This window comes from Bradyrhizobium lablabi, from assembly GCF_018131005.1.
GTDB classification, from domain to species: domain Bacteria; phylum Pseudomonadota; class Alphaproteobacteria; order Rhizobiales; family Xanthobacteraceae; genus Bradyrhizobium; species Bradyrhizobium lablabi_D.
In genome coordinates, this window is sequence record NZ_JAFCJK010000002.1 from 879,174 (window position 1) to 901,338 (window position 22,165).

The 22,165-nt window shown below is 64.2% G+C and carries 22 protein-coding genes; 10 read left to right on the forward strand and 12 right to left on the reverse strand.

All coding sequences use genetic code 11. The annotated features are described in order from the left end of the window. Positions 1-13: 13 nt before the first annotated feature. Positions 14-1,438, forward strand: a complete 1,425-nt coding sequence (locus JQ553_RS09080) for an amidase (protein WP_212499533.1) — start codon at positions 14-16, stop codon at positions 1,436-1,438. Between the two features lie 72 nt (positions 1,439-1,510). Then, a complete protein-coding gene (locus JQ553_RS09085; RefSeq protein WP_212499534.1) occupies positions 1,511-1,960 on the forward strand; it encodes a hypothetical protein in 450 nt (149 codons plus the stop codon). Positions 1,961-1,976: 16 nt separating this feature from the next. Here the strand turns inward: JQ553_RS09085 and JQ553_RS09090 are convergent, their stop codons facing one another. Further along, a complete protein-coding gene (locus JQ553_RS09090) occupies positions 1,977-2,501 on the reverse strand; it encodes a DUF1993 family protein (protein WP_212499535.1) in 525 nt (174 codons plus the stop codon). 85 nt (positions 2,502-2,586) lie between these two features. Between JQ553_RS09090 and JQ553_RS09095 the strand changes: the two genes are divergently transcribed. Both JQ553_RS09095 and JQ553_RS09100 read left to right on the forward strand, forming a co-directional pair. Beyond that, a complete protein-coding gene (locus JQ553_RS09095) occupies positions 2,587-3,363 on the forward strand; it encodes a transporter substrate-binding domain-containing protein (protein ID WP_212499536.1) in 777 nt (258 codons plus the stop codon). Between the two features lie 190 nt (positions 3,364-3,553). Beyond that, positions 3,554-4,357, forward strand: coding sequence for a DUF2147 domain-containing protein (locus JQ553_RS09100; RefSeq protein WP_212499537.1), 804 nt, complete (start codon positions 3,554-3,556; stop codon positions 4,355-4,357). 84 nt (positions 4,358-4,441) lie between these two features. Here the strand turns inward: JQ553_RS09100 and JQ553_RS09105 are convergent, their stop codons facing one another. Both JQ553_RS09105 and JQ553_RS09110 read right to left on the reverse strand, forming a co-directional pair. Continuing rightward, positions 4,442-4,846 (reverse strand): cupin domain-containing protein, encoded by a 405-nt coding sequence (locus tag JQ553_RS09105; RefSeq protein ID WP_212499538.1) that lies wholly within the window; start codon positions 4,844-4,846, stop codon positions 4,442-4,444. A gap of 23 nt (positions 4,847-4,869) precedes the next feature. Next, the gene (locus JQ553_RS09110) at positions 4,870-5,568 is read right to left on the reverse strand and encodes a ribonuclease activity regulator RraA (protein ID WP_212499539.1); all 699 of its coding nucleotides are present in this window, start codon (positions 5,566-5,568) and stop codon (positions 4,870-4,872) included. A 219-nt stretch (positions 5,569-5,787) separates the two neighbouring features. Here JQ553_RS09110 and pxpB point away from each other — a divergent pair, with 219 nt between their 5' ends. The 3 genes from pxpB to JQ553_RS09125 are packed head-to-tail and all read left to right on the forward strand — an operon-like array spanning position 5,788 to position 8,363. Further along, positions 5,788-6,519: a 5-oxoprolinase subunit PxpB gene (gene pxpB, locus JQ553_RS09115; protein WP_212499540.1), complete on the forward strand. Its 732-nt coding sequence runs from the start codon at positions 5,788-5,790 to the stop codon at positions 6,517-6,519. Continuing rightward, a complete protein-coding gene (locus JQ553_RS09120) occupies positions 6,516-7,559 on the forward strand; it encodes a biotin-dependent carboxyltransferase family protein (RefSeq protein WP_212499541.1) in 1,044 nt (347 codons plus the stop codon). Before pxpB ends, JQ553_RS09120 begins: the two co-directional genes overlap by 4 nt. Before the next feature lie 30 nt (positions 7,560-7,589). Then, on the forward strand, positions 7,590-8,363 hold the full coding sequence (locus JQ553_RS09125) for a LamB/YcsF family protein (RefSeq protein WP_212499542.1): 774 nt from the start codon (positions 7,590-7,592) through the stop codon (positions 8,361-8,363). A gap of 70 nt (positions 8,364-8,433) precedes the next feature. On the opposite strand, the gene JQ553_RS09130 is transcribed toward JQ553_RS09125, so the two are convergent. The 6 genes from JQ553_RS09130 to JQ553_RS09155 form a co-directional block, all read right to left on the reverse strand. Then, the gene (locus tag JQ553_RS09130; protein WP_212499543.1) at positions 8,434-8,586 is read right to left on the reverse strand and encodes a hypothetical protein; all 153 of its coding nucleotides are present in this window, start codon (positions 8,584-8,586) and stop codon (positions 8,434-8,436) included. Between the two features lie 233 nt (positions 8,587-8,819). Continuing rightward, positions 8,820-9,593: a hypothetical protein gene (locus JQ553_RS09135; RefSeq protein WP_249144051.1), complete on the reverse strand. Its 774-nt coding sequence runs from the start codon at positions 9,591-9,593 to the stop codon at positions 8,820-8,822. A gap of 163 nt (positions 9,594-9,756) precedes the next feature. After that, positions 9,757-11,349 (reverse strand): sulfite reductase subunit alpha, encoded by a 1,593-nt coding sequence (locus JQ553_RS09140; RefSeq protein WP_212499544.1) that lies wholly within the window; start codon positions 11,347-11,349, stop codon positions 9,757-9,759. Beyond that, a complete protein-coding gene (locus JQ553_RS09145; protein ID WP_212499545.1) occupies positions 11,346-13,130 on the reverse strand; it encodes a NirA family protein in 1,785 nt (594 codons plus the stop codon). Before JQ553_RS09145 ends, JQ553_RS09140 begins: the two co-directional genes overlap by 4 nt. A 344-nt stretch (positions 13,131-13,474) precedes the next feature. After that, entirely contained in the window at positions 13,475-14,632 is a 1,158-nt protein-coding gene (locus tag JQ553_RS09150) for a CmpA/NrtA family ABC transporter substrate-binding protein (protein ID WP_212499546.1), read from the reverse strand. Further along, positions 14,629-15,219: an ANTAR domain-containing response regulator gene (locus JQ553_RS09155; protein WP_212499547.1), complete on the reverse strand. Its 591-nt coding sequence runs from the start codon at positions 15,217-15,219 to the stop codon at positions 14,629-14,631. The genes JQ553_RS09150 and JQ553_RS09155 overlap by 4 nt, the downstream gene beginning before the upstream one ends. 207 nt (positions 15,220-15,426) lie before the next feature. Between JQ553_RS09155 and rimO the strand changes: the two genes are divergently transcribed. Then, a complete protein-coding gene (gene rimO, locus JQ553_RS09160) occupies positions 15,427-16,752 on the forward strand; it encodes a 30S ribosomal protein S12 methylthiotransferase RimO (protein WP_212499548.1) in 1,326 nt (441 codons plus the stop codon). A gap of 238 nt (positions 16,753-16,990) precedes the next feature. Further along, positions 16,991-18,187 carry an acetylornithine transaminase gene (locus JQ553_RS09165; RefSeq protein WP_212499549.1) on the forward strand — a complete coding sequence of 399 codons (1,197 nt, stop codon included), beginning with the start codon at positions 16,991-16,993 and terminating at the stop codon, positions 18,185-18,187. Between the two features lie 138 nt (positions 18,188-18,325). Here JQ553_RS09165 and JQ553_RS09170 read toward each other — a convergent pair whose 3' ends face one another. The 3 genes from JQ553_RS09170 to pcsA form a co-directional block, all read right to left on the reverse strand. After that, positions 18,326-19,300, reverse strand: a complete 975-nt coding sequence (locus JQ553_RS09170; protein ID WP_212499550.1) for a quinone oxidoreductase — start codon at positions 19,298-19,300, stop codon at positions 18,326-18,328. Positions 19,301-19,384: 84 nt separating this feature from the next. Beyond that, positions 19,385-20,113: a TerC family protein gene (locus JQ553_RS09175; RefSeq protein WP_212499551.1), complete on the reverse strand. Its 729-nt coding sequence runs from the start codon at positions 20,111-20,113 to the stop codon at positions 19,385-19,387. After that, complete coding sequence (gene pcsA / locus JQ553_RS09180) at positions 20,110-20,877, reverse strand: phosphatidylcholine synthase (RefSeq protein WP_409363043.1); 768 nt, start codon at positions 20,875-20,877, stop codon at positions 20,110-20,112. The genes JQ553_RS09175 and pcsA overlap by 4 nt, the downstream gene beginning before the upstream one ends. A 94-nt stretch (positions 20,878-20,971) precedes the next feature. Here pcsA and JQ553_RS09185 point away from each other — a divergent pair, with 94 nt between their 5' ends. Then, complete coding sequence (locus tag JQ553_RS09185) at positions 20,972-22,156, forward strand: UbiH/UbiF family hydroxylase (protein WP_212499552.1); 1,185 nt, start codon at positions 20,972-20,974, stop codon at positions 22,154-22,156. Positions 22,157-22,165: the final 9 nt, after the last annotated feature.

The window sequence follows — 22,165 nt, forward strand, 5'->3', positions numbered from 1 at the left end:
GTGGAGTATGCACATGGCATTCAAGGAATTCGCCAATTATGACGCGGTCGGCCTCGCCGAGCTCGTCCGCAAGAAGGACGTATCGCCGAAGGAGTTGCTCGACGAGGCAATCGACCGCACGACGAAGACCGATCCACAGATCAACGCGGTCGTCGTCAAGCACTACGACTACGCCGAGCGCCAGATCGCCAAGGGATTGCCCGACGGTCCCTTCGCCGGCGTGCCGTTTCTCCTGAAGGACCTTGATCCGCTCGAAGGTACGCGCACAACGTCGGGTGCAACCGTGCTCAGCGAATTCGTGGCCGATCACAGCGGCACCCTGGTCCAGCGCTTCCTCGATACCGGCGTCACGATCTTCGGCAAGAGCGCAAGCCCGGAATTTGGCCTGATGCCGACGACGGAGTCGCGGCTGTTCGGACCGACGCGCAATCCGTGGAATCTCGACCATTCCTCGGGCGGCTCGTCCGGAGGCGCCGGTGCCGCGGTTGCCGCGCGCATCCTGCCTATGGCGCATGCCAGCGATGGCGGCGGCTCGATCCGCATCCCCGCCTCCGCCTCCGGTGTGTTCGGCATGAAGCCGACGCGGGCGCGCAATCCGCTCGGCCCGGACCGCGGCGAAGGCTGGGGCGGATTTTCGGTCGGCCATGTGCTCAGCATCAGCGTGCGCGACAGCGCCGTGATGATGGACGCGATCCACGGGCCCGAACCGTCGAGCCCGTATGTCGCGCCGCCGCCATTGCGCCCGTTTTCGCAGGAGGTCGGCCGCGATCCCGGGTATTTGCGCATCAGCTTCACCGACAGGTCGCCGTTTGGCGAAGCCATCGACCCCGAAATTGCCGCCGCGGTCCGCGCCATCGCCCAGGTCCTGGCCGGTCTTGGCCACCGCGTCGAAGAGCGGGCACCGACCCTGCCCGCCGATCCGGCTGCGGTCATGACGACGATTGTCGGTGGCAACACGGCACTGACGGTGCGGCTGCTCGAGCAGCGCTTCGGCCGCGCCATGACGGCTGATGATCTGGAGCACTTGACGCTGGTCAGCGCGCGGAACTCGCAGAAGCTTGCACCGGTGGACTACGTCGCCGCTCAACTCGCGGCGTTCCAGATTTCGCATACGCTTGCGACCTTCTTCGCAGGCTGCGACGTCTTCCTCAGCCCCACATTGTGCACGCCACCGGTCCGCATCGGCGAGTTCAACACGATGTCCGACGATCTGACCCACATCGCGCCGCTCCTGCGCCGCTACATGCCGGGCACCTCGATGTTCAATATGTCCGGCCAGCCTGCGATGTCCGTGCCGTTGGCATGGAACAAGGCCGGTCTGCCGCTCGGCATGATGTTTGCGGCAAAGTTCGGCGAGGAAGGGCTGCTATTCCGGCTCGCGGGCCAGCTCGAACAGGTTCGCTCGTGGCGGGACAAACGCCCACCGGTATGTGCGTAGACTAACAAAATTCAGCCAAATCAGTTAGATACGAGACCATGCTGGCATCAATTCTCGCACGGAGGCTGAACCGTGAATCAAAGCGACCCGACCGACAATGCGCTCGCCGCGATCGCGAGCATTCTCGACCAGGCCACTGCGCCCCCCGAACCGGCCAAGGCGCAGGAAGGCGCGGCAGACAGCGCGCCGGAACAGATTGAAGAGACAGCCATGGTGTTGCCACCGCCCGGGCCGCAGCCGATCGAGGCCAGCGGCTATTCCAAAGTCGGGCCGGGCCCAATAGCCGCATTGCGCTTCCGGTGGACGGTCCGAGAGGACAATGGCCGTTATTACGTCGACGAGGCTGTCGGCGAGACGTCGACCCCGGTCGTCAACGGCCCGATGGACCGAAACGCCGCGATCAACTTCGTCGACGATTGCGAGGCGAAGGCGCGGCAGCGCTTCGAGCACTTCAGGCAGCAGATGACCGGACGCACTGCCGCCCCCGACGGCATGCGCGGCGACGACGACTACGAAGGTTGAAGCACGATCCGGATCGTTAAGCCTGCGCTGCCCTTGGTGGTCCGAGGAAATCCTTCTTCGCGAGATCGACGCCGGCATGGCGCAAGATGTCGTAGGCAGTCGCAACGTGGAAGAAGAACTGCGGCACGCTGAAGGTCAGCAGCAGCGATTTTCCCGTGAAACGCCGCGTCGCTCCGCTGCGGAACGTGAATACCACATCCTTGTCCGCCGCGGCGTCGATCACGGCAGGAGGCAGGCCTTGGGCAAAACAAACCGTCGACGATATCCGCGATTTCAGTTCGGTGATGTCGGGCTCCGCTTTCGCAAACGTCAGCGGCTCGCAGCCGGCCAGCAACGCGCAGCTCAGGATCACGTGGCGGTTGGCTTCCTCGACCTGCTGCCGAAGGCTGTACATGGTCGGCGCGAGCCTGAGGCCAAGCAGCACGGCCGGATCGACTTTCCGTGCGGTCGCGTAAGCTGCCGCATGATCGAGCAAGGCTGAGAGATTGCGCAGATACGGCACATAGACGCCGATGGATGCTTCATGGAGTGAGATGGTCACTTCGCCTCCCGGTATGCTGGCCCAACCGTGCCGTCTGGTCTAAAGGCTCTGCAATGACGTGTCATCGCAATCGACGGAGACGTGGATGTTTCGTGCATTGGCCGGCCTCGCATTGGCCCTCCTGGTGTCGTCGGCACAAGCCCAACAGCAGGTCGCTTCCCGTCTCGATGACATCGTCAAGCGCGGCACGCTGCGTGTCGGCATGACAGGCGACTATCTGCCCTTCACCTATCTTGAGCAGGACACCAAAGCCTTCCGTGGCTTCGATGTCGACATGGCCGAATCGCTCGGCAAGGCGCTTGGCGTTAAAGTCGAATTCGTGCAGACGGCATGGCCGCAACTGGCGAAGGATTTCGAGGCTGACCGTTTCGACGTCGCAATGGGCGGCGTCTCCATCACTTTCGATCGACAGAAGAAGGGCCTGTTCTCGACGCCCATCATGCGCGAAGGCAAGACGCCGATCGCGCGCTGCGCCGACAAGGACAAGTACGAGACCATCGCCGACATCGACAGGGCCGGCATCCGCGTCACCGTCAATCCCGGCGGCACCAATGAGCGCTTCGCGCGGGCCAATGTGAAGACAGCCGAGATCCGCGTCTTCAACGACAACACCAAGATCTTCGACGAGATCGCCAAGGGCGATGCAGATCTGATGATGACGGACGCATCCGAGACGCGCTACCAGCAGAAGCTTCATCCCGGCGTGCTCTGTGCGGTACATCCGGACAAGCCGTTCGACTTCTCCGAGAAGGCCTATTGGCTGCAGCGCGATGTGGCGTTGAAAGCCTTCGTCGACCAATGGCTGCATGTCGCGATGGAGGACGGCACCTTTCGCAGGATCTACGCCGCATGGTTTGAATGACCATGTGGCAATGAGCGCCTCTGACGTGCCGAAATTTGACCACCTCTCGGGCCGACACTGGACCGAGTTCCAGTCATTTGAACCCAAGGCCGCGGCTGCACGACTCAGGTTTTTAAAGTGACCTAGGTCACTTTGAATGAGATTGCCGCCACGTAGCCTTAGCGACGGAATTCCCTCAGTGGAGGTCGAGATGACAAAGCTCCTGGCAATCGCCACGCTTTTGTTTGCGAGCACGGCTGTCGCGCAGGCCCAATACACTTTCGAGTACGGCGGCCGCACCATCCGGATCGATCCCGATCGCGGCACGGTCTCGATCCCCGGCGTCTATGACAACACCGGCCGCAAACCCAAGCGCGCCAAGGGCGATGCCGCCGAGCCGAAGCGCAAGCCAACTCCACAACAGGTCAAGACAGATCCACAAGCCGCGCCGGCGAGCACAGCACCCTCAGCGCCTGCTCCTGCCGAACAGGCCGCGGTCCCTGCCGCGCCGGTGCCTGAGCCGGCACCTTCAGTCGCGCCAGCCGCACCGGCGCCTGAGCCGGCCACCGCGACCGCTGCGGTAGCGCCCTCAGACACCGCGGCGATCGCTCCACCTCCGGCGGCGCCACTTGCGCCGGCACCCACTGTCGCCGCTGCGCCTTCGTCACCGCCACCGGCGTCCTCTCCACGTGCGGCTCCGAACCCGGTGCAGGCCGCGAATTCACCGCTCGGCGTCTGGCTGACCGAAGAGAGGGAAGGCAAGGTCCGCATCGAGCAATGCGGCGCCAATCTGTGCGGCTACGCCGTCGACAAGAAGTCGAACCAGAACGGCGAGCAGGTCCTGATCAACATGAAGCCCGCCAAGGACAAATGGAGCGGCCGGATCCTCGATCCCGGCACGGGTAGCACCTACGACTCTACGATCGCGCTGAAGGGTGCGGACACACTGCGCGTCCAGGGCTGCGCCTTCGGCGGCATGTTCTGCGGCGGCCAGACCTGGACGCGGGTCAACTGAGCGGCCGCACGAAATGAAAAAAGCTCCGCAGCCCGCGGAGCTTTTTGTTTGGCGCGCGCGGCCGCGGACAGGCTACCCAATCAGCTAACCGACCTTGCCGTTATATTCCTCGTCGGTGACATGCTCCATCCAGGTCGAGTAGACGCCGTCGAGCGCCTCCTGCATGGCGATGTGGGTCATAGCGTTATTCGGCGAGGCGCCATGCCAGTGCTTCTCATTCGGCGGAATCCAGACGACATCACCCGGCCGGATCTCCCTGATCGGGCCGTCTTTCGCCTGCACCCGTCCGATCCCGGAAATCACGTAGAGCGTTTGGCCGAGCGGATGCGTGTGCCAGGCGGTTCGCGCCCCCGGCTCGAAGGCGACGCGGGAAGCGTTCAGGCGGGCCGGTGCAGGCGCCATGTTGATGGGGTCCTGCAGCACGGTTCCGGTAAAGTTCTCCTTTGGCGCGCGGCGGGTCGGCCGCGAGCCGGCAACGTGGACATCCATAGGCTTACCTCGCTCTCTTCACGTTATTTCTTGCTTGCGGCGTAGCGTGCCTTGGTTTCGGCGTTCATCGGATAGAGGCCCGGCAGCGACGCCCCGTTGTTCACTTCATTGACGATCCACGCCTCCATCCGTTCCTGCTCGGGCCCTTCGGCCAGTACGTGATCCAGGAATACCTGCGGAATCAGCACCGCGCCGTCCTGATCGGCGACCACCACGTCATTCGGGAACACCGCTACACCGCCGCACCCGATCGGCTCGCCCCAGCCGACGAAGGTCAGGCCTGCGACCGACGGCGGTGCCGCATAGCCGTCGCACCAGACCGGAAGTCCGGTGCCGAGCACGCCCTCCACGTCGCGCACGACGCCATCGGTGATCAGTGCCGCCACGCCGCGCTTGACCATGCGCGCACAGAGGATGTCGCCGAAAATACCGGCATCGGTGACGCCCATCGCGTCGACGACTGCGAGGCAGCCCTCCGGCATGGCCTCAATCGCGGTGCGGGTCGAAATCGGCGACGACCAGGATTCCGGCGTCGCCAGATCCTCGCGCGCCGGCACGAAACGCAGCGTGAAGGCCGGTCCAACCAGCCGCTTCTGCCCAGGCCTCAGCGGTTTGGTGCCGCGCATCCAGACGTTACGTAGCCCCTTCTTGAGCAGGACGGTGGTGATGGTGGCGGTGGACACGTGCGACAGTGTCGCAATCGCTTCGGCGGACAGGGACATCTCGAAAGGTAGCTCCGGTGGGAGGAAGAGGAAAAGACGAGCCGCATCTTGCGGGGCAAAACCTTCGCGTCAAGGGCCGTGACGCCGGTTCTGCGATCACCATATCCTATCGCCGGCATGCGAATTAATTTATTGAAGTTGCAGCGTCATTTTGCACGAAGCGAATTCCGCTGCGGCCCGAAACACGCTAGCTTGATGCGCGACGAGTCCGCATACATCATGGCCGAAACTCTCAGTCCTCCCCGCCTCCTGCCGAGTGGCGACAGTGCCATCACGGTTGAATTCAGCCGCACCATCGACGATGCCGCCAACCGGCGGGTGCTGGCGCTCGACCGCGTCATATCGGCCGAGCCGATAGAGGGAATCACCGAGACGGTGCCGACCTATCGCTCGCTGCTGGTGCATTACGATCCCGTCCGGATCGGTTTCGATGCGCTCGGCGAACAATTGCTTGCGCGGGCAGCCAAGGCTTTGCCGACCGCGGTTCGAACGCGCCGTTGGCGAATTCCCGTCGCCTATGGCGGCGAGCATGGGATCGATCTCGAGGACGTGGCGAAGGCGCTCAACACCACGCCCGACGATATCGTCGGGCGTCATGTCGCCGGCGACTACCGGGTGGCCATGATCGGGTTTACGCCCGGCTGGTCCTACCTCAGCGGGCTCGAAGAATTTCTGCACATGCCGCGTCGCCAGGATCCGCGTCTGCTGACGCCCGCCGGTACCATCTCGATCGGCGGCATCCAGACCGGCGTGCAATGCCTTGCCGGCCCGAGCGGCTGGCATCTGCTTGGCCGCACAGCCGTGCGAACCTATCAGTTGCATCGCGATCCGACCTTCCTGCTCGAGCCGGGCGACGCCATCACCTTCACGGCGGTCGATGCAAAGACCTTTGCGGAACAGGACCGCGCCGCCGAAGCTGGCGAATTCATTGCCGAACTGGTGTCGTCATGAGCAAGCTCGTCGTTACCTCGATCGGTCCGGCGAGTTCGGTCCAGGACGGCGGCCGCCCGGGCTCGCAGCGATACGGCCTGACACCAAGCGGTGCGATGGACCGGCTGGCGCTCGCGGCCGCCAACACGCTGGTCGGCAACGAGCTGTTAGCGGCGGCCGTCGAGATCGGCCCGTTCAGTGCCGCCTTCACGGCACGCGGCAGCGCTGTACGAGTCGCGCTCGCGGGCGCGCCGCGCAACGCCGACATTGGAGGGCGCGCGGTCGCCTTCGACACTTCGGCGACGCTGGCCGAAGGCGAAACTCTCAATCTCGGCTTCGCCCGCGGCGGCTCGTTCAGCTATCTCGCGATCGAGGGCGGCATCGCGGGCGAGCCGATGTTCGGCAGCCTCGCGGTGAACGCCCGCGCGGGGCTCGGCAGCCCCTATCCTCGGCCGCTGCAAAGTGGCGACGAATTGAAGACACAGCCCGCGAGCGGAGCCGCCGAGCGGCGGATCGATCTGCCGGCGCCAGCCGACGCGCCGATCCGCATCGTGCTCGGCCCACAGGACGACGAATTCGCCGAGGAAGGCAAGAAGCTGTTCCTCGAGAGCGAGTGGAAGATTTCCGCCACCAGCGACCGCATGGGCTACCGGCTCGAGGGCCCTGTCATCAAGCATCTCGATGGCCACAACATCGTCTCCGACGGCACGGTCAATGGCAGCATCCAGGTGCCCGGCAACGGTCAGCCGATCGTGCTGATGCCGGATCGCGGCACCAGCGGCGGGTATCCGAAGATCGCGACCGTGATCACGGCCGATTTCGGCCGCTTTGCGCAGATTTCCGCCGGCCGCCCGTTCCGTTTCAGGGCCGTGACCGTGACGGAGGCACAGGCGGAGGCGAGGAAATTCTGGGAGCTCTTGCGTTCCCTGCCCGACCGTCTCCGCGGCATCGAGGATTTCGGCCTCAACATCGAGGCACTCAGGGATGCTAACGTCGCAGGCCAGGCGGTCAGCGCCGTCGACGCCGCGACGTGGCAGGTCGCCGTGCCGGCACCCGGCTAGATCAACATCAACAACGACGGACCGATCGTCATGACCCCAACCATCGACCTCAATTGCGATCTCGGCGAGAGTTTCGGCCCGTGGGAAATGGGCAATGACGCTGCGATGATCGAGCTTGCGACATCGGTCAACGTCGCCTGCGGCTTCCATGCCGGCGATGCCGACATCATGCGGCACACGGTCGAATTGGCGAAGGCTCGTGGCGTCAGCGTGGGCGCGCATCCCGGATATCGCGACCTGCATGGCTTTGGCCGCCGCGCGGTGCCCGGATTGAAATCGTCCGAGATCGAGAACCTCGTCGCCTACCAGATCGGCGCCTTGCAGGCGATCGCGACCGCGGCCGGCCACAAGGTCACCCATGTGAAGGCACACGGCGCGCTCTCCAACGTCGCGTGCGAGGACGACATGACGGCGAAGGCAATCGCCGACGCGATCAAGGCGGTCGACCCGAGCCTGATCTTCGTCGTGCTCGCCAACTCAAAGCTGGTGCGCGCCGGCGAAGCCGCCAATCTGCGCATGGCGCACGAGGTGTTCGCCGATCGCGCCTATGAGGACGACGGCAATCTGGTCTCGCGCAAGAAGCCCGGCGCGGTGCTGCACGATCCCAAGGAGATTGCCGATCGCGTGGTGCGCATGGTGCAGGACGGCGCGGTGGTATCCGTGACCGGCAAGATCATCAAGATGCAGACTGACACGGTCTGCATTCACGGCGACACGCGCGGCGCGGTGGAGATTGCGCGCGGCGTGCGCCGGGCGCTCAAGGAAGCGGGGATCGCGGTCGCGCCGTTCAGGACGGCGCGTTGATTTCGACGAAGTCCTGCTTCTCGCAAAAAAGCCGCCGCCTGGGGCATCAGGCGGCGTTTTCTTGAAGATGTCAGAACGGATGAACCGAGAAGGTACCGAACACGATGGCTGCAATCATCGCGAATGCGCAGTAGAGCGCTGCGGTATGAAATCCCGCGCCCGCCTTCCGGGAGACGGATCGCGCGTAAAGGTGCAGCCGGGCTTCCGCCGATAGTTCGCGCATTCTCGATCTCCAACGCTTCATCGCCCGCAAATGAAATATCGTTCGCGCCTGGATTCAAGCGGGCCGCAAAAATAGTGATATGGCCCCCTCCGCGGAGTCAATTTTGAGTGAGAAATTCTTGATCACGGGGGAGATCGGGAATTTTATTCGTTCGAATTCGAAACATCCGGAACCTCGATCAGGCCCGGTTCTGACTGATCACGGCGCACGCCCATTACCTCAGACGTAGCAGATCACGCGCGTTTGATGCTTGCTGTGTCCTCAACGAGCGCGTCCACGCTTCGCAGGAAGCATTCCACCGGCCGCAAGCCGTCAATTGTTGGCATTCCCTCGCGGGCCCGGACGTGTGAGCACCAGGGATATGGCAGCTCGTCAAGCCACTGCATGATCGGCCCCGCGGTCTCGACTGGCAGGACACACATTATCTCGATGTCGATCACGAGCTTCTTCACGCGACCATCGTCGGCGTGATCGAATTGCCAACCATAATGCCCGCAGCCAACGCGAACTGCTCCGCCCTGTCTGGACGACATCCCAACCAGCCAGTCGCAATGGAAATGGGGAAGATGATCCGAGCTGGGCCGCGACAGGCCGAACGTGCGAATGTCGCTGAACTGCTCTCCGAAATCAGTGACCAGCACCCGAGTGATCTGCTCCAATCCCCTTGCAGAACGTGGAAAGGAAATAGCGTCAGTCTTCGCCACTATTTCAAGTTCGCAGTCCTCAGCGAAGGCGTGCTTCATCAGTTGCGGGCGGTTGCCGTCCTTTGCCAGGATATAGGTGCTGATCGCAGCGGCAGCATTGATGACAGTGAACCGGCTCATTCGATCGCAGTCGTGCCCGATCTCCAGGCCGTACCTGCGTCCTTCTGCAATGCCCTCGGCGATGGCTCTTGCGACAATCTCGGCGTCGGCGGGCGAGAGGTGGCCGAGCGGCTTCCACGAGCGCGCGATTTGGCGCGCGCGTGCGATATCCCTTTCGAGAATCGGAGGCGGCTTGATCGGCATGCCCAACTCCACAACCGAAATGCGAGCAGGCTACAGCAGGACACGATGTTCAGCTATGCGTTCTGACGACGAAATTCTTCGTTGTGCATCGCGCAAACCGCATGCTTCGGACAATTTGCCGAGATCGGCCCGACGTCTGGTTAGGCTGCAGATCGAGCACGACCTAGTACACGTCCTGCTGGAACCGGCCTTTCTTCTTCAGGTCGGCAACGAAGCTGATCGCCTCGTCCGTGGTGCGCGCCCCGAACTGGGCAACGATATCCACAAGCGCCCGCTCGACATCCTTCGCCATCCGCTTGGCGTCACCGCAGATGTAAACATTCGCGCCTTCGGCGAGCCAGGTCCACAGTTCGCGGCCGACCTCCCGCATGCGGTCCTGCACATAGAATTTCTTGTCGCCGTCGCGTGACCAAGCGAGCGACAGGCGCGTCAGCAGGCCGGCGGTCTTCATGGCGTTAAGCTCGCCCGCATAGAAGAAATCGCAATCGCTGCGCTGATGGCCGAAGAACAGCCAGTTCTTGCCGGGCGCGCCGGTCGCCCGGCGATCGAGCAGGAAGGCGCGGAACGGCGCAATGCCGGTGCCCGGCCCGATCATGATGATCGGCGTCTTCGGATCCTGCGGCAACCCAAAGCCGTGGGCCTTCTGCACGTAGACCCTGACCTCATCGCCAGGATTGATGCGCTCGGCGAGGAATGTCGAGGCAAGCCCCAGCCGCTTGCGCTTGTTGATGACATAGCGGACGCAATCGACCGTCAGTGACAATTTCCCGGGCGTCGCGTTGTGCGAGGATGAGATCGAGTAGAGCCGCGGCTGCAGCGGCTCCAGCGCTTCGACGAAGGCTTCCGGGTGGGGCCGCACGGTGGGGAATTTCTGCAACGCGGCCATCACATCGAGCGTCGCGGCGTCGCCGTCGGGGTCTTCGCCCTGCGCCAGCGCGCGCGCCCTCTCGCGCTGGGCACCGCCGGTCAGATAGGACACCAGCTCGAACAGCGAATCCGGCGCCGGCGACAGCGAGACGTCATCCCGCAGCACCTCGCGCAAGCTCTTGCCGCGCACTTCGGTGGTGTGCGAGGCGCCGAGCATGGCGATGATCTGATCCACCAGACCAAGGTCGTTGCGCGCGAAGATGCCGAAGGAATCGCCGACCACATAGTCGAGCCCACTGACGGCCAGGTCGAACTCGATGTGCCAGGTCTCCTTCTCGGAGCCGGCCTTGTTGAGCAGCTGTCGCGACAGGAATTTTGCCGCAACGGGATTGTCGCGCGAACGTCCGGCCTCACCGAGCGGCACCGCGGCGGCGGGTTCAGCGGCTGCGGGCGCCGAACCCTGTACCTTGTCGAGTTCCTCGTAGAGCGACTTCAGCATCCGCGCGGTTTCCTTGCCGCCGGGAACGCAGAGATTGAGCCGCGCCTCGCTCTTGCTGACGATCGCCTCCGAATAGTCGTGACAATTGTAGCCGCACTGGCCGCAGTCTTGCTGGGCCATCGCCGCCATCATGCGCCGGCGCAGCGGCCGCCCTTCCGCGAGCTTCATGCGCTCGGCGATCGGCATGGTCTGGTCGTGCCATGGCGCCTCGCCATCATCGCCGTCTCCGGCGCCCTGCATGATCCCGGCGCCCTGCTCGGCTGACAACGGTGTCGAACCATCCGACAGCAGGCCGGCGAAGAAGCCGTTGAGCCAGGACCGCTGCGCTTCCGAGAACGGCGCGCTGGCGGGAATGATATCGATTTTCGGCGGTGGCGTGATCTGGTTCATGCGGAGACCTCGGCGTCGGCGAGCTTGCGCAGCGTCTGGCCATCGTGGCGGCGCGCAAAGCTCAGGAAGGTTTCGTCTGACGATGCGCGATGGGCGAGATAGGCTTTCAGCAGGCGCTCGACCGCCCGCGGCGTGTCCTCGGCCTTGAGGTCGCGGAACACCTCCTGCCCGATCACGGCATCGGGGCCGAAGCCGCCGCCGGCGAACAAGTGGTAGCCCTCGGCGGTATCGCCCTCTTCGTTGATGGGCACGCGCGCGCCGATCAGTCCGATGTCGCTGATGTAATGCTGCGCACAGGAGTGGTGGCAGCCGGTCAGATGAATATTGACCGGGCCGTCCATCGCAACGCGCGGCTCGCACCAGTCGCCGATCTCGGCGGCATGGCGCTTGGTGTTCGAAGCAGCGAAGCGACAGCCGGCGTTGCCGGTGCACGCGATCAGGCCGGCGCGGATCTGCGAGACGGCGACCGCAAGGTCGATCTGCCTGATCGCGGCGACCGCAAGCTCGACATTCGCGTCCGGCACGCCCGATATCAGCAAGTTCTGCCAGACTGTCAGGCGGAGTTCGCCATCGCCGAGATCGCGCGCGATCTTGGCGAGCCCTCGCATTTGCTCGCAGGTCATCTTGCCGAGCGGCAGCGCGACTCCGATCCAGTTCAGCCCCGCCTGCTTCTGCGGGTGGACGCCGACATGCGCCATCCGGTCGAATTGAGGCCGCGGCGCAAGCGCCTCTGGCGGCACGCGGGTGAAGGGCTGGCCGAAGCGTTGCTCGACGAGTGCGAGGAATTTCTCGTCACCCATGCCGTCGAGCACATATTTCAGCCGCGCCTTGTTGCGGTTGGTGCGGTCGCCGAGCTCGATGAAGACGCGCACGATGGCGTCGGCGACCCCGGTTGCATCGGACGGCTTGACGACGATGTCGGAATATCTCGCGAAATCCCTATGCCCGGTGATGCCGCCGATGCCTAGGCGGAACCAGACGCCGGGATCGACGCCATAGCCCGCCTTCACCTCCACCGCGGTGAAGGCGATGTCGTTGGTCTCCTCGAGCACGGCGATCGAGCCTGCGCCGTCGAAGGCAACGTTGAACTTGCGCGGCAAGCCATAGAGCGAGCGATCGTTCAGGATGTGGTAGTGCCACTCCCGCGCATAGGGCCTCGTGTCGAGCAGCTCCCGCGGATCGATGCCCGCGGTCGGCGTGCCCGTGACGTTGCGAATGTTGTCGGCTCCCGACCCGCGCGAGCACAGGCCGAGGTCCTGGATGCCCTCGAGCATCGCCACGGTGTTCTTCGGCGGGATCTCGCGGAGCTGGAGGTTGGCGCGCGTGGTGACGTGGCAGAACGGCCCGCAGAGTTGTTCGGCGAGATCGGCAAGTCCTGCGAACTGCCAATGCTTCAGGATCCCGTTCGGGATGCGCAGCCGGCACATGTAGGAGTCCTGTGCGGGCGCGACATGGAACAGGCCGAAATAGCGCCAGCGGAAATTGTCCGCGGGGGACGGCGGCGTGTTGTCGAGCGCCTGCTGCTTCAGCCGCGGATAGGCGTCGAAGGGATGCTCGTCGCGCTTGAACCTTTCCTGGTCGGCGAGTTTCCTGCCCGACGCGGTGACCTTGTCCTGCGCCTTGATATGCGCGGCATCCGGCCCCATCGGTTCGACGCTGGTCTTGCTCGCGGCGCCGCCAAGGCCGCGGCCGACACGGCTGATTTGCAGTCCGGTGGTGAAGCCTTCGAGGTAACGCTTCTGCTCGTCGGTAAAGTCGAGTGAGAGCGGTTCGATTTTCATGGTCGCGACGAAGCTCCTGCGGCCACCCTTGGGTGGATTCAACGAAACGGGGGATGGCCATTAGGACCGGCGCGGCGTCAGCGCCCACGCGATCACACACGGCTCGGACAGCCTCGTTGCTGCGGAAATCCATCTTGGACATGAGCCGGCCGCCAACGCCGACGGCCGACTGCACCGCAACATTCAAGTCGCGTGCCATTTCGAGCCGCTGAGAATATCTTTTTGTTTCAGTTAGTTGGGAGGCTACGGAGGAACCGGTTGCCCTACGATCGCTGCTGATTCCTATGCATCCTGCCCAGACAATGGGCGGATGAACCAATTGCCCAAGAGAAGGTCACCGGCCCTCAGGGCTTCCAGCGTCCGATCTCGAATGCCGCCAGATGGGCCGAAACGTCTTCGGGATCGAACGGCGGGCCGGCGAAGGCGCCGATGGCGTTCGGAGCGCTCGCCGGGCGTCCCGATGCGGCGTCAAAGAGTTCGGGCCTGAACACGGCCATCGCCGCCCGTAGCGCCTCCGGCTTGAACGGCGTCTGGCCCCAGCGGACCATCTGCGCATAGAGCCAGGCGGCCTGCGCCGGGTCGGGACGGCCTGCGGCCTCGCGCCCGAGCAGGAGGTAGCGATTGCTCTCGCGCATGGTACCGTCGGGAGAGACTTTCAGCCGGCCGTCGAGCGTGCGCTGGATGACGCTGGCGTCGACGCCGATCCGCGCCGGCTGGGCAAGGATCTGCGCCACCTCCGTCCTGTTCTCCGGCTGCTCGATGAACTCCGAGGCGCGCAAATGCGCACGCACCAGTGCAGTCACCAAATCCGGATGCTTCTCCGACCAGTCCTGGCGAAGCGCCAGCACCTTCTCGACGGCGTTGTGCAGGATGTCGGCTACGAAATGCAGGATGTGGCCGATGCCGAGATCGACCGCGATCGAATTCCAGGGCGCGCCGACGCAGAACGCGTCGACATGACCGTTGGCAAGGCTGTCCACCATGTAGGGCGGCGGCAGCACCACGAGTTGCACATCCTCGTCGGGATCGACGCCGCCGGCCGCCATCCAGAACCGCAACTGGTAATTGTGGGTCGAGAACGGGAAGGTCATGCCGAAGGTCAGCGGCTGCGCCCCGCTCTTCCGTCGCTTCGCGACGACCCGGGCGAGCGCGCGTGCGGTCGCCATCGGGTCGAGGCGGTCGCCGTCGATCGCCTCCATCAGCGCCGCATGGAGCGACGGCGACACCGTGATGGCGTTGCCGTTGAGTCCGAGATTGAAGGGAGCCGCGATCGGCACCTTGACATGGCCAAGCCCCAGGCTGGAGGCGATCGCGACCGGCGCAAGCAGGTGGGCGGCGTCGAACAGCCCGATATTGAGCTTGTCGCGCACGTTCGACCACGATACCTCGCGCACCAGCGTGACGTCGAGCCCTTCGGCGCCGGCAAAGCCCTTGTCGACCGCGACGATCAGCGCCGCGGCGTCGACGAGCGGAATGAAACCGATGCACAATGGTGCGGTCATTTGAGCAGCTCCGACGCCGTCAGGATCGATTGCGCTATCTCGCCGATCTTCTTTTTCTCGCGCATCGCGGTCGAGCGCATCAGCACGTAGGCTTCTTCCTCGGTCAGCCCCTTTACTTTCATCAAAATGCCCTTGGCGCGGTCGATCACCTTGCGCTCCTCCAACGCATGCTTGGTGCGATCGAGTTCATCCTGCAGCTTTGCAAAGGCGTTGAAGCGGGAGACGCAGAGGTCGAGGATCGGCTTGATCCGCTCCTTCTTCAGCCCGTCCACGATGTAGGCCGACACGCCAGCCTCGACCGAGGCCTGGATCGATGCGGCGTCGCTCTGATCGACGAACATCGCGATCGGTCGGCGCACGGCACGGCTGACCTGGAACATTTGTTCCAGCACGTCGCGGCTCGGGTTCTCAAGGTCGATGACGATGATATCGGGGTCGAGCGCGTAGATCCGCGCGAGCAGGCTCTGCATCTCGCTGATATGGACGACGCCCGTGTAGCCGGCCTCCCGCAAGCCCTCCTCGAGGATGGCCGCGCGGATTGGGCTCTCGTCGACAATGACGATCTTGGGAGACGACTCAGCGCTCATCGACCTCTGAGCATGATGCGACGCATTATGCTCTCTCATCCTGTTGTTTGGGCGTTTTCCTCACGCGAACCGGTACCCACTTCGCTCAAAAACGCTCTCGCAAAACCCGGCAGGGCGAATCCATAACACGCAAAGTGCCCCGGCAAAGGGTTGTAATTCTCGGCAATTGGGACTAGCTCCTGCCCATTCATCAGGCAGATCAGAGATATGCAACAGGCCGCCGCGCCGAAAGTGAGCTTTGTGTCCTTGGGTTGCCCCAAGGCGCTGGTCGATTCCGAACGCATCATCACAAAGCTGCGCGCGGAAGGCTATGAGCTCGCGCGCAAACATGATGGCGCCGACCTCGTCATCGTCAACACCTGCGGCTTCCTCGACAGCGCCAAGAAGGAATCACTGTCGGCGATCGGCGAGGCCATGGCCGAGAACGGCAAGGTCATCGTCACCGGCTGCATGGGCGCCGAGCCCGAGCAGATCGAGAGCGCGTATCCCGGCGTGCTGTCGATCACGGGTCCGCAGCAATATGAAAGCGTGCTGGAGGCGGTGCATCGCGCGCTCCCGCCGGCGCACAACCCGCATCTCGACCTGGTGCCGCCGCAGGGCGTGAGGCTGACGCCGCGCCACTACGCTTACCTGAAGATTTCCGAGGGCTGCAACAACCGCTGCAGCTTCTGCATCATCCCGAAGCTGCGCGGCGATCTGGTCTCGCGTCCGGCCAATGACGTGCTGCGCGAGGCCGAGCGGCTGGTGAAGGCTGGCGTCAAGGAATTGCTCGTCATCTCGCAGGACACCTCCGCCTATGGCGTCGATCTGAAATATGCCGAGAGCCCGTGGCAGGACCGTAGCGTCCGCGCCAAATTCTTTGATCTTGCAAAGGAGCTAGGCGAGCTCGGCGTCTGGGTGCGGTTGCAATATGTCTATCCCTACCCGCATGTCGACGAGGTCATCGGCCTGATGACAGAGGGTAAGGTGCTGCCCTATCTCGACATCCCCTTCCAGCACGCGAGCCCTGACGTGCTGCGCGCGATGAAGCGCCCGGCCGCGCAGGAAAAGACGCTGGCGCGGATCCAGGCATGGCGCGCGCAATGCCCGGAGCTCACTCTGCGCTCGACCTTCATCGTCGGCTTCCCCGGCGAGACCGATTCCGATTTCGCCTATCTGCTCGACTGGCTCGAGGATGCCCAGATCGACCGTCTCGGCTGCTTCAAATACGAGCCGGTTGCCGGCGCCGCATCGAATGCTATCGGCAATGCCGTGCCCGACGAGGTCAAGCAGGAGCGCTGGAATGCGCTGATGGCGCGGCAGCAGAAGATCTCTGCCAGGCGCCTGAAGCGCAAAGTCGGTACCCGCCAGCAGATCATCATCGACGAGGTCGGTCCAACCGTCGCAAAAGGCCGGTCAAAGGCCGATGCGCCGGAGATCGACGGCGCGGTCTATCTGTCCAGCCGCCGCCCGCTGAAGGTTGGCGAGGTCGTCACCGCAAAGATCGAGCGCTCCGACCAATACGACCTGCACGGCAACGTCGCGGGATACTGATCCGCTTGACACGGCCGCCCCTCCCGCTGTATGGGCACGCGCCATGAAGCTGAACCGGACCAACCGCCGCGCCATCTGCCGTCGTCGTGCCAACGACGATGATGGGTCGCGCCGTGTCCGACGCCAGCGCTGATTAGATAAAATCAGCCCAGGTTTTCGAGAAGGCCGCGCCCCAAAGCGCGGCCTTCTCGCTTTTCGGCCCGCCTTTTTCACCCCAGAACCGCCAGAGGAGATCGACATGACTGACGCCGCCCATCCGTTCGACGCGCTGATGGACATCACCGCGCGCCCGAAAGCCGTGTTCGTGCGCGGCGCGGGCTCCTACCTCTGGGACCACTCCCGCAAGCGATATCTCGATTTCGTGCAGGGCTGGGCCGTCAATTCGCTCGGCCATTCGCCGCCCGCGATTGCCGATGCACTCGCCGCACAGGCCAAGCGGCTCTTGACGCCGAGCCCGGCGTTCTACAACGGCCCGAGCCTCAAGCTGGCAAAGGCGCTGGTCGAGCAGAGTTGTTTCGACCAGGTGTTCTTCGCCAATTCCGGCGCGGAGGCCAATGAGGGCGCGATCAAGCTCGCGCGCAAATACGGCGCGAAATACAAGAAAGATGCGCACGAGATCATCACCCTCGAGGGCGGCTTTCACGGCCGGACGCTCGCGACCATGTCGGCCTCGGGGAAGAAGGCGTTCGAGCCGCTGTTCGAGCCGAAGGTCCCGGGCTTCCGGAAAGCGCGGCTGAACGACATCGAGTCGGTGCGGCAGCTGATCTCGCCAGCGACGGTCGCCGTCATGCTGGAGCCGATCCAGGGCGAAGCCGGCGTATGGCCTGCGACCGACGAATTCCTGCAGGAGTTGCGCGCGCTGACCCAACAGCGCGGCCTGCTGTTGATCGTCGACGAGATCCAGACCGGCATGGGCCGGACCGGCAAGCTGTTCGCCTATGAGCACGCTGGCATCGCTCCCGACATCATGACGCTCGGCAAGGGCATCGGCGGCGGCGTGCCGCTCGCGGCACTGCTCGCCACTGAACACGCCTCATGCTTCGATCACGGCGATCAGGGCGGTACCTTCAACGGCAATCCGTTGATGTGCGCCGCCGGTCTTGCCGTGCTCGACCATGTCGGCCAGCCCGACTTCCTGAAATCGGTGATCGACGCCGGGCAGTTCCTCGAGAGCGAATTGCAGCGGCTGTCGGCGCGGCACGGGCTCGGCGCGATCAGAGGCCGCGGCCTCCTGCTCGCGCTCGATCTCAAAATGCCGATCGGTGCCGCCCTCGTGGCGCAAGCGTTTGCGGAGGGCGTATTGATCAACTCGCCACAGCCGGACGCGCTGCGTTTCATGCCGGCGCTCAACGTCACGCGCGAAGAGATTTCTGCGCTGACCGATTGCCTTGATACGGTGTTGACCAAGGTGGGAGCCGCGCGGCGGGTGGCGTAGTGGCCACCACGCCGGTCACTGCGAGCGAAGCGAAGCAATCCATCCCTCCGCGCACGCGGAAACCGTGGATTGCTTCGTCGCTTCAGCGCAAAATTGCATTGCAATTTTGTCGCGAGCTCCTCGCGATGACTCCGAGAACTACGGACGCAGGATCGCCGCGCCCGTGGTCGCCCGGCTTTCCAGGTCGGCATGCGCCTTCGCGGCGTCCTTCAGGGCGTAGGCGTGGTTGATCGGCACGTGCAGCTTGCCGTTGATGACAGCCGCGAACAGCGTGTCGGCGCCTTCGAGCAGTTCCCTGCGAGTGCCGACATAGTCGTTGAGCTTTGGCCGCGTCGCAAACAACGAGCCGTGGTTATTGAGCTCGGCGAGCGCGAACGGCGGCACGGGACCGGAGGCATTGCCGAAGCTGACGAACAGGCCGCGCGGCCTCAGGCAGGACAGCGACCCCGGGAACGTGGTCTTGCCGACGCCGTCGTAGACCACGTCACATAGTTCGCCGCGGCTGATCTGCTTGACGCGCTCGACGAAATTCTCCTCGTTGTAGAGGATGACGTGGTCGCAGCCATTGGCGAGCGCGAGATCGGCCTTTGCCTTCGAGCCGACGGTGCCGATGACATGCGCGCCGAGCGCCCGCGCCCACTGGCAGGCAAGCAGGCCGATGCCCCCGGCCGCCGCATGGATCAGCACGCGGTGGCCTTGCTCGACCTTGAAGGTCTTGTGCAGAAGGTACCAGACTGTCAGTCCCTTGAGCATCAGCACGGCGCCCTGCTCGTAGGTGATGTGGTCGGGCAGCTTGACCAGCTTGTCGGCCGGGATGACGCGCTCGGAGGCATAGCCGCCGAGGTTGAAATAGTAGGCGACGCGATCGCCAGGATGGAAGTTCGTCACTCCGGAGCCGACGGCGACAACCTCGCCGGAAGCCTCGTTGCCGGCGATGAACGGCAGCCCGGGCGCCTTGTAGAGGCCGGTGCGGAAATAAACGTCTATGAAGTTCAATCCGACTGCGTGCTGGCGGATGCGCACCTCGCCGGGTCCGGGGGCCGCGACCTCGACGTCCTCATAGGTCAGGACTTCCGGGCCCCCCACCTTGTGCACACGCACAGCCTTGCTCATGTCATCCGCTCCCCTTCAAGACGTTGAATGGGGGCGAGCGAATGCCATCGGAGCCGCGTTGTCAACTGAGGCAACCGGAACCGGCTATTTTGTCGCCTTCCTGCGGTTTCGCTTGGCCAGCACGTTGAACATTTCGACCGCGGCCGAGAACGCAATTGCGAAATAGATGTAGCCGCGCGGGATATGAAACTTGAAGCCATCCGCGACCAGCGCCACGCCGATCAGCACCAGGAAGGCCAGCGCCAGCATTTTGGTGGTCGGATGCTCGGCGACAAACCGCGCCACCGGGCCTGACGACACGTACATGATGATGCAGGCGATCACGACCGCCGCGATCATGATCTCGAGGTCCTGCACCATGCCGATCGCGGTGATGATCGAGTCCAGCGAGAACACGAGGTCGATGATGATGATCTGCACGATCACCAGGAAGAACGCGCTGGCGCTCGGCCTGGCCTCGCCATCACCGTCGCGCGCCTCGACCTCGCCGTGAATTTCGTGGGTCGCCTTGGCGATCAGGAACAGGCCGCCGCCGACCAGGATGATGTCGCGCCAGGACAGCGCCAGGTCGTCTCTGACAATGATCACGGGCTGCGTCAGCCCGATCAGCCACACCAGGAGGCTAAGCAACAGGATGCGGAACAGCAGCGCGAGCAGGAGGCCGATTTGCCGCGCCCGCTTGGCCTGCGCTGGCGGAATCCGCGACACGATCACCGAGAGAAAAATGACGTTGTCGATGCCGAGCACGATCTCCAGCGCGGTCAACGTCAACAGTGCCGCCCAGGCCTCTGGGCTGGTGATCAATTCCATCATGCCTTGAACGCTCTTATCCAGCGAATCACGGCGTCACTGCCGACGATATAGGCGGCGATGGCGCAAAGTCCGAAAATGATGGGCGGGCCGACGACAAAGTCGAACGCGACGGTGTAAAGGGCGAGCGCGGTCCAGGCGGCCAGCAGCCAAAGCGTCAGCCAGCGCAGCCGCACCACGCGCAACGGATGCAGCACGTGGAACGGCGCAAAGGTCAGCGCGATCAGGATCGCGACCACGAGCGTCGAGAGCACGGGCGACAGATGCAGCAGGAACAGATAGAACGCCGCGGCATTCCACAACGCCGGAAACCCTCGGAAATGGTTGTCGGCGGCCTTCATGCGGCGGTCCGCGAAATACAGCGCGCCTGAGACCACGATGCCGACCCCGAGGATCGGCGCCGCGAGTGGCAGCAGCATCCCACTCGCCGTGATTGCATAGGCCGGCACGAACACGTAGGTAACGAAATCGACCACGAGGTCGAGCACCTCGCCGGACCAGTTCGGCTGCAGCCTCTCCACGTCGAGCTTCCGCGCCAACGGGCCGTCGATCCCGTCGATGATCAGCGCGACACCGAGCCAGCCGAACATATTCGCCCAGTGCTCGCGCACGGCCTCCAGCATGGCGAGCAGCGCAATCCCGGCGCCCAGCGCCGTGAAAAGATGAACGGAAAATGCGGCGGCGCGTTTCCGTTGCAACGACGAGTCCGGCTGGCTGGTCTGGTCCATACGGCTCGCAGTGCTATCAGGAATCGTGCTGGTTTGCATATCCGCTCTTGCGGCGTTCCGCCGCGCAATCTGCCGGAAATGTTTGAGGCATGGGTGGCTTGCAAATGCCGCCGACAACGCCAATTGTCCCGGCATGAACGAGGCTTTGCAAGCTTATGACGTTATCGTAATCGGCGGCGGTCCGGCCGGACTGACTGCCGCGATCGCCCTGGCGGATGCGGGTGCCAAAATCGCGCTGCTGGCCCGCCGCGCGCCCTATGCCGACAACCGCACCACGGCGCTGCTCGGCGCCTCAATCGACCTGCTGGAGCGGCTGGACGTCTGGCGGCGCTGTGCGGACAAGGCCGCGGCTTTGCGGGTCATGCGTCTGGTTGACGACACCGACCGGCTGATCCGCGCCCCCGAGGTGCGGTTCTCCGCTGACGAGATCGGGCTCGAGCAATTCGGCTTCAACATCGACAACCGTTCGCTTGTCGCGGCGCTCGAGCAGCGCGCCGGCGAGATGCCCACGCTGACACGGTATGACGACGAAGCCATATCCGTCGACCCGGACGGTTCTGCGGTTGCCGCGCGGACCGGACAGGGCCAGCGCTTGTCGGCCCGGCTCGTGATCGGCGCGGACGGCCGCAATTCGCTGGCGCGCGAGGCGGCGCATATCGAGATCACGAGTCGCAACCTCAGGCAATCCGCCCTCACCTTCAACATCACGCATGCAAGGCCGCACAAGAACATCTCGACCGAGTTTCACACGGCTCACGGCCCCTGCGTGTTTGTACCGCTCAGCGGCAACCGCTGCAGTGTGGTCTGGGTCTGTGCCCCGAAGGAAGCCGAGCGGCTGATGGCGCTTGGCGATGCCGAGTTGTCGGAGGCCGCCGAGAGGCAATCGCATTCGATCCTCGGCCGCGTGCAGGTCGAGGCCGGACGTCACGTGTTTCCGCTCGCCATCGAATGGCCCCGGCAGTTTGCGAAGGATCGTGTCGCGCTGGTCGGAGAATCCGCCCATGTTCTGCCGCCGATTGGCGCTCAAGGTCTCAATATGGGACTGCGCGACGCCGCAGACATTGCCGAGGTCGTGGGCGAGTCAATTTCGCGCGGTGAAGACCCGGGCGCAACGCAGGTGCTGTCGCGGTACCAGTCGGCGCGGCGTCCCGACGTGACCAGCCGGATGTGGGCGATCGACATCGCCAACCGCTCGCTGCTCAGCGATTTCCTGCCGATGCAATCGCTGCGCGCGGCCGGCCTGCATTTGATCGGGTCGATCGGACCGCTGCGGCGGCTCGCGATGCGCGAGGGCCTTGCGCCCTCGTGGCGACGCTAAAGCGCGATG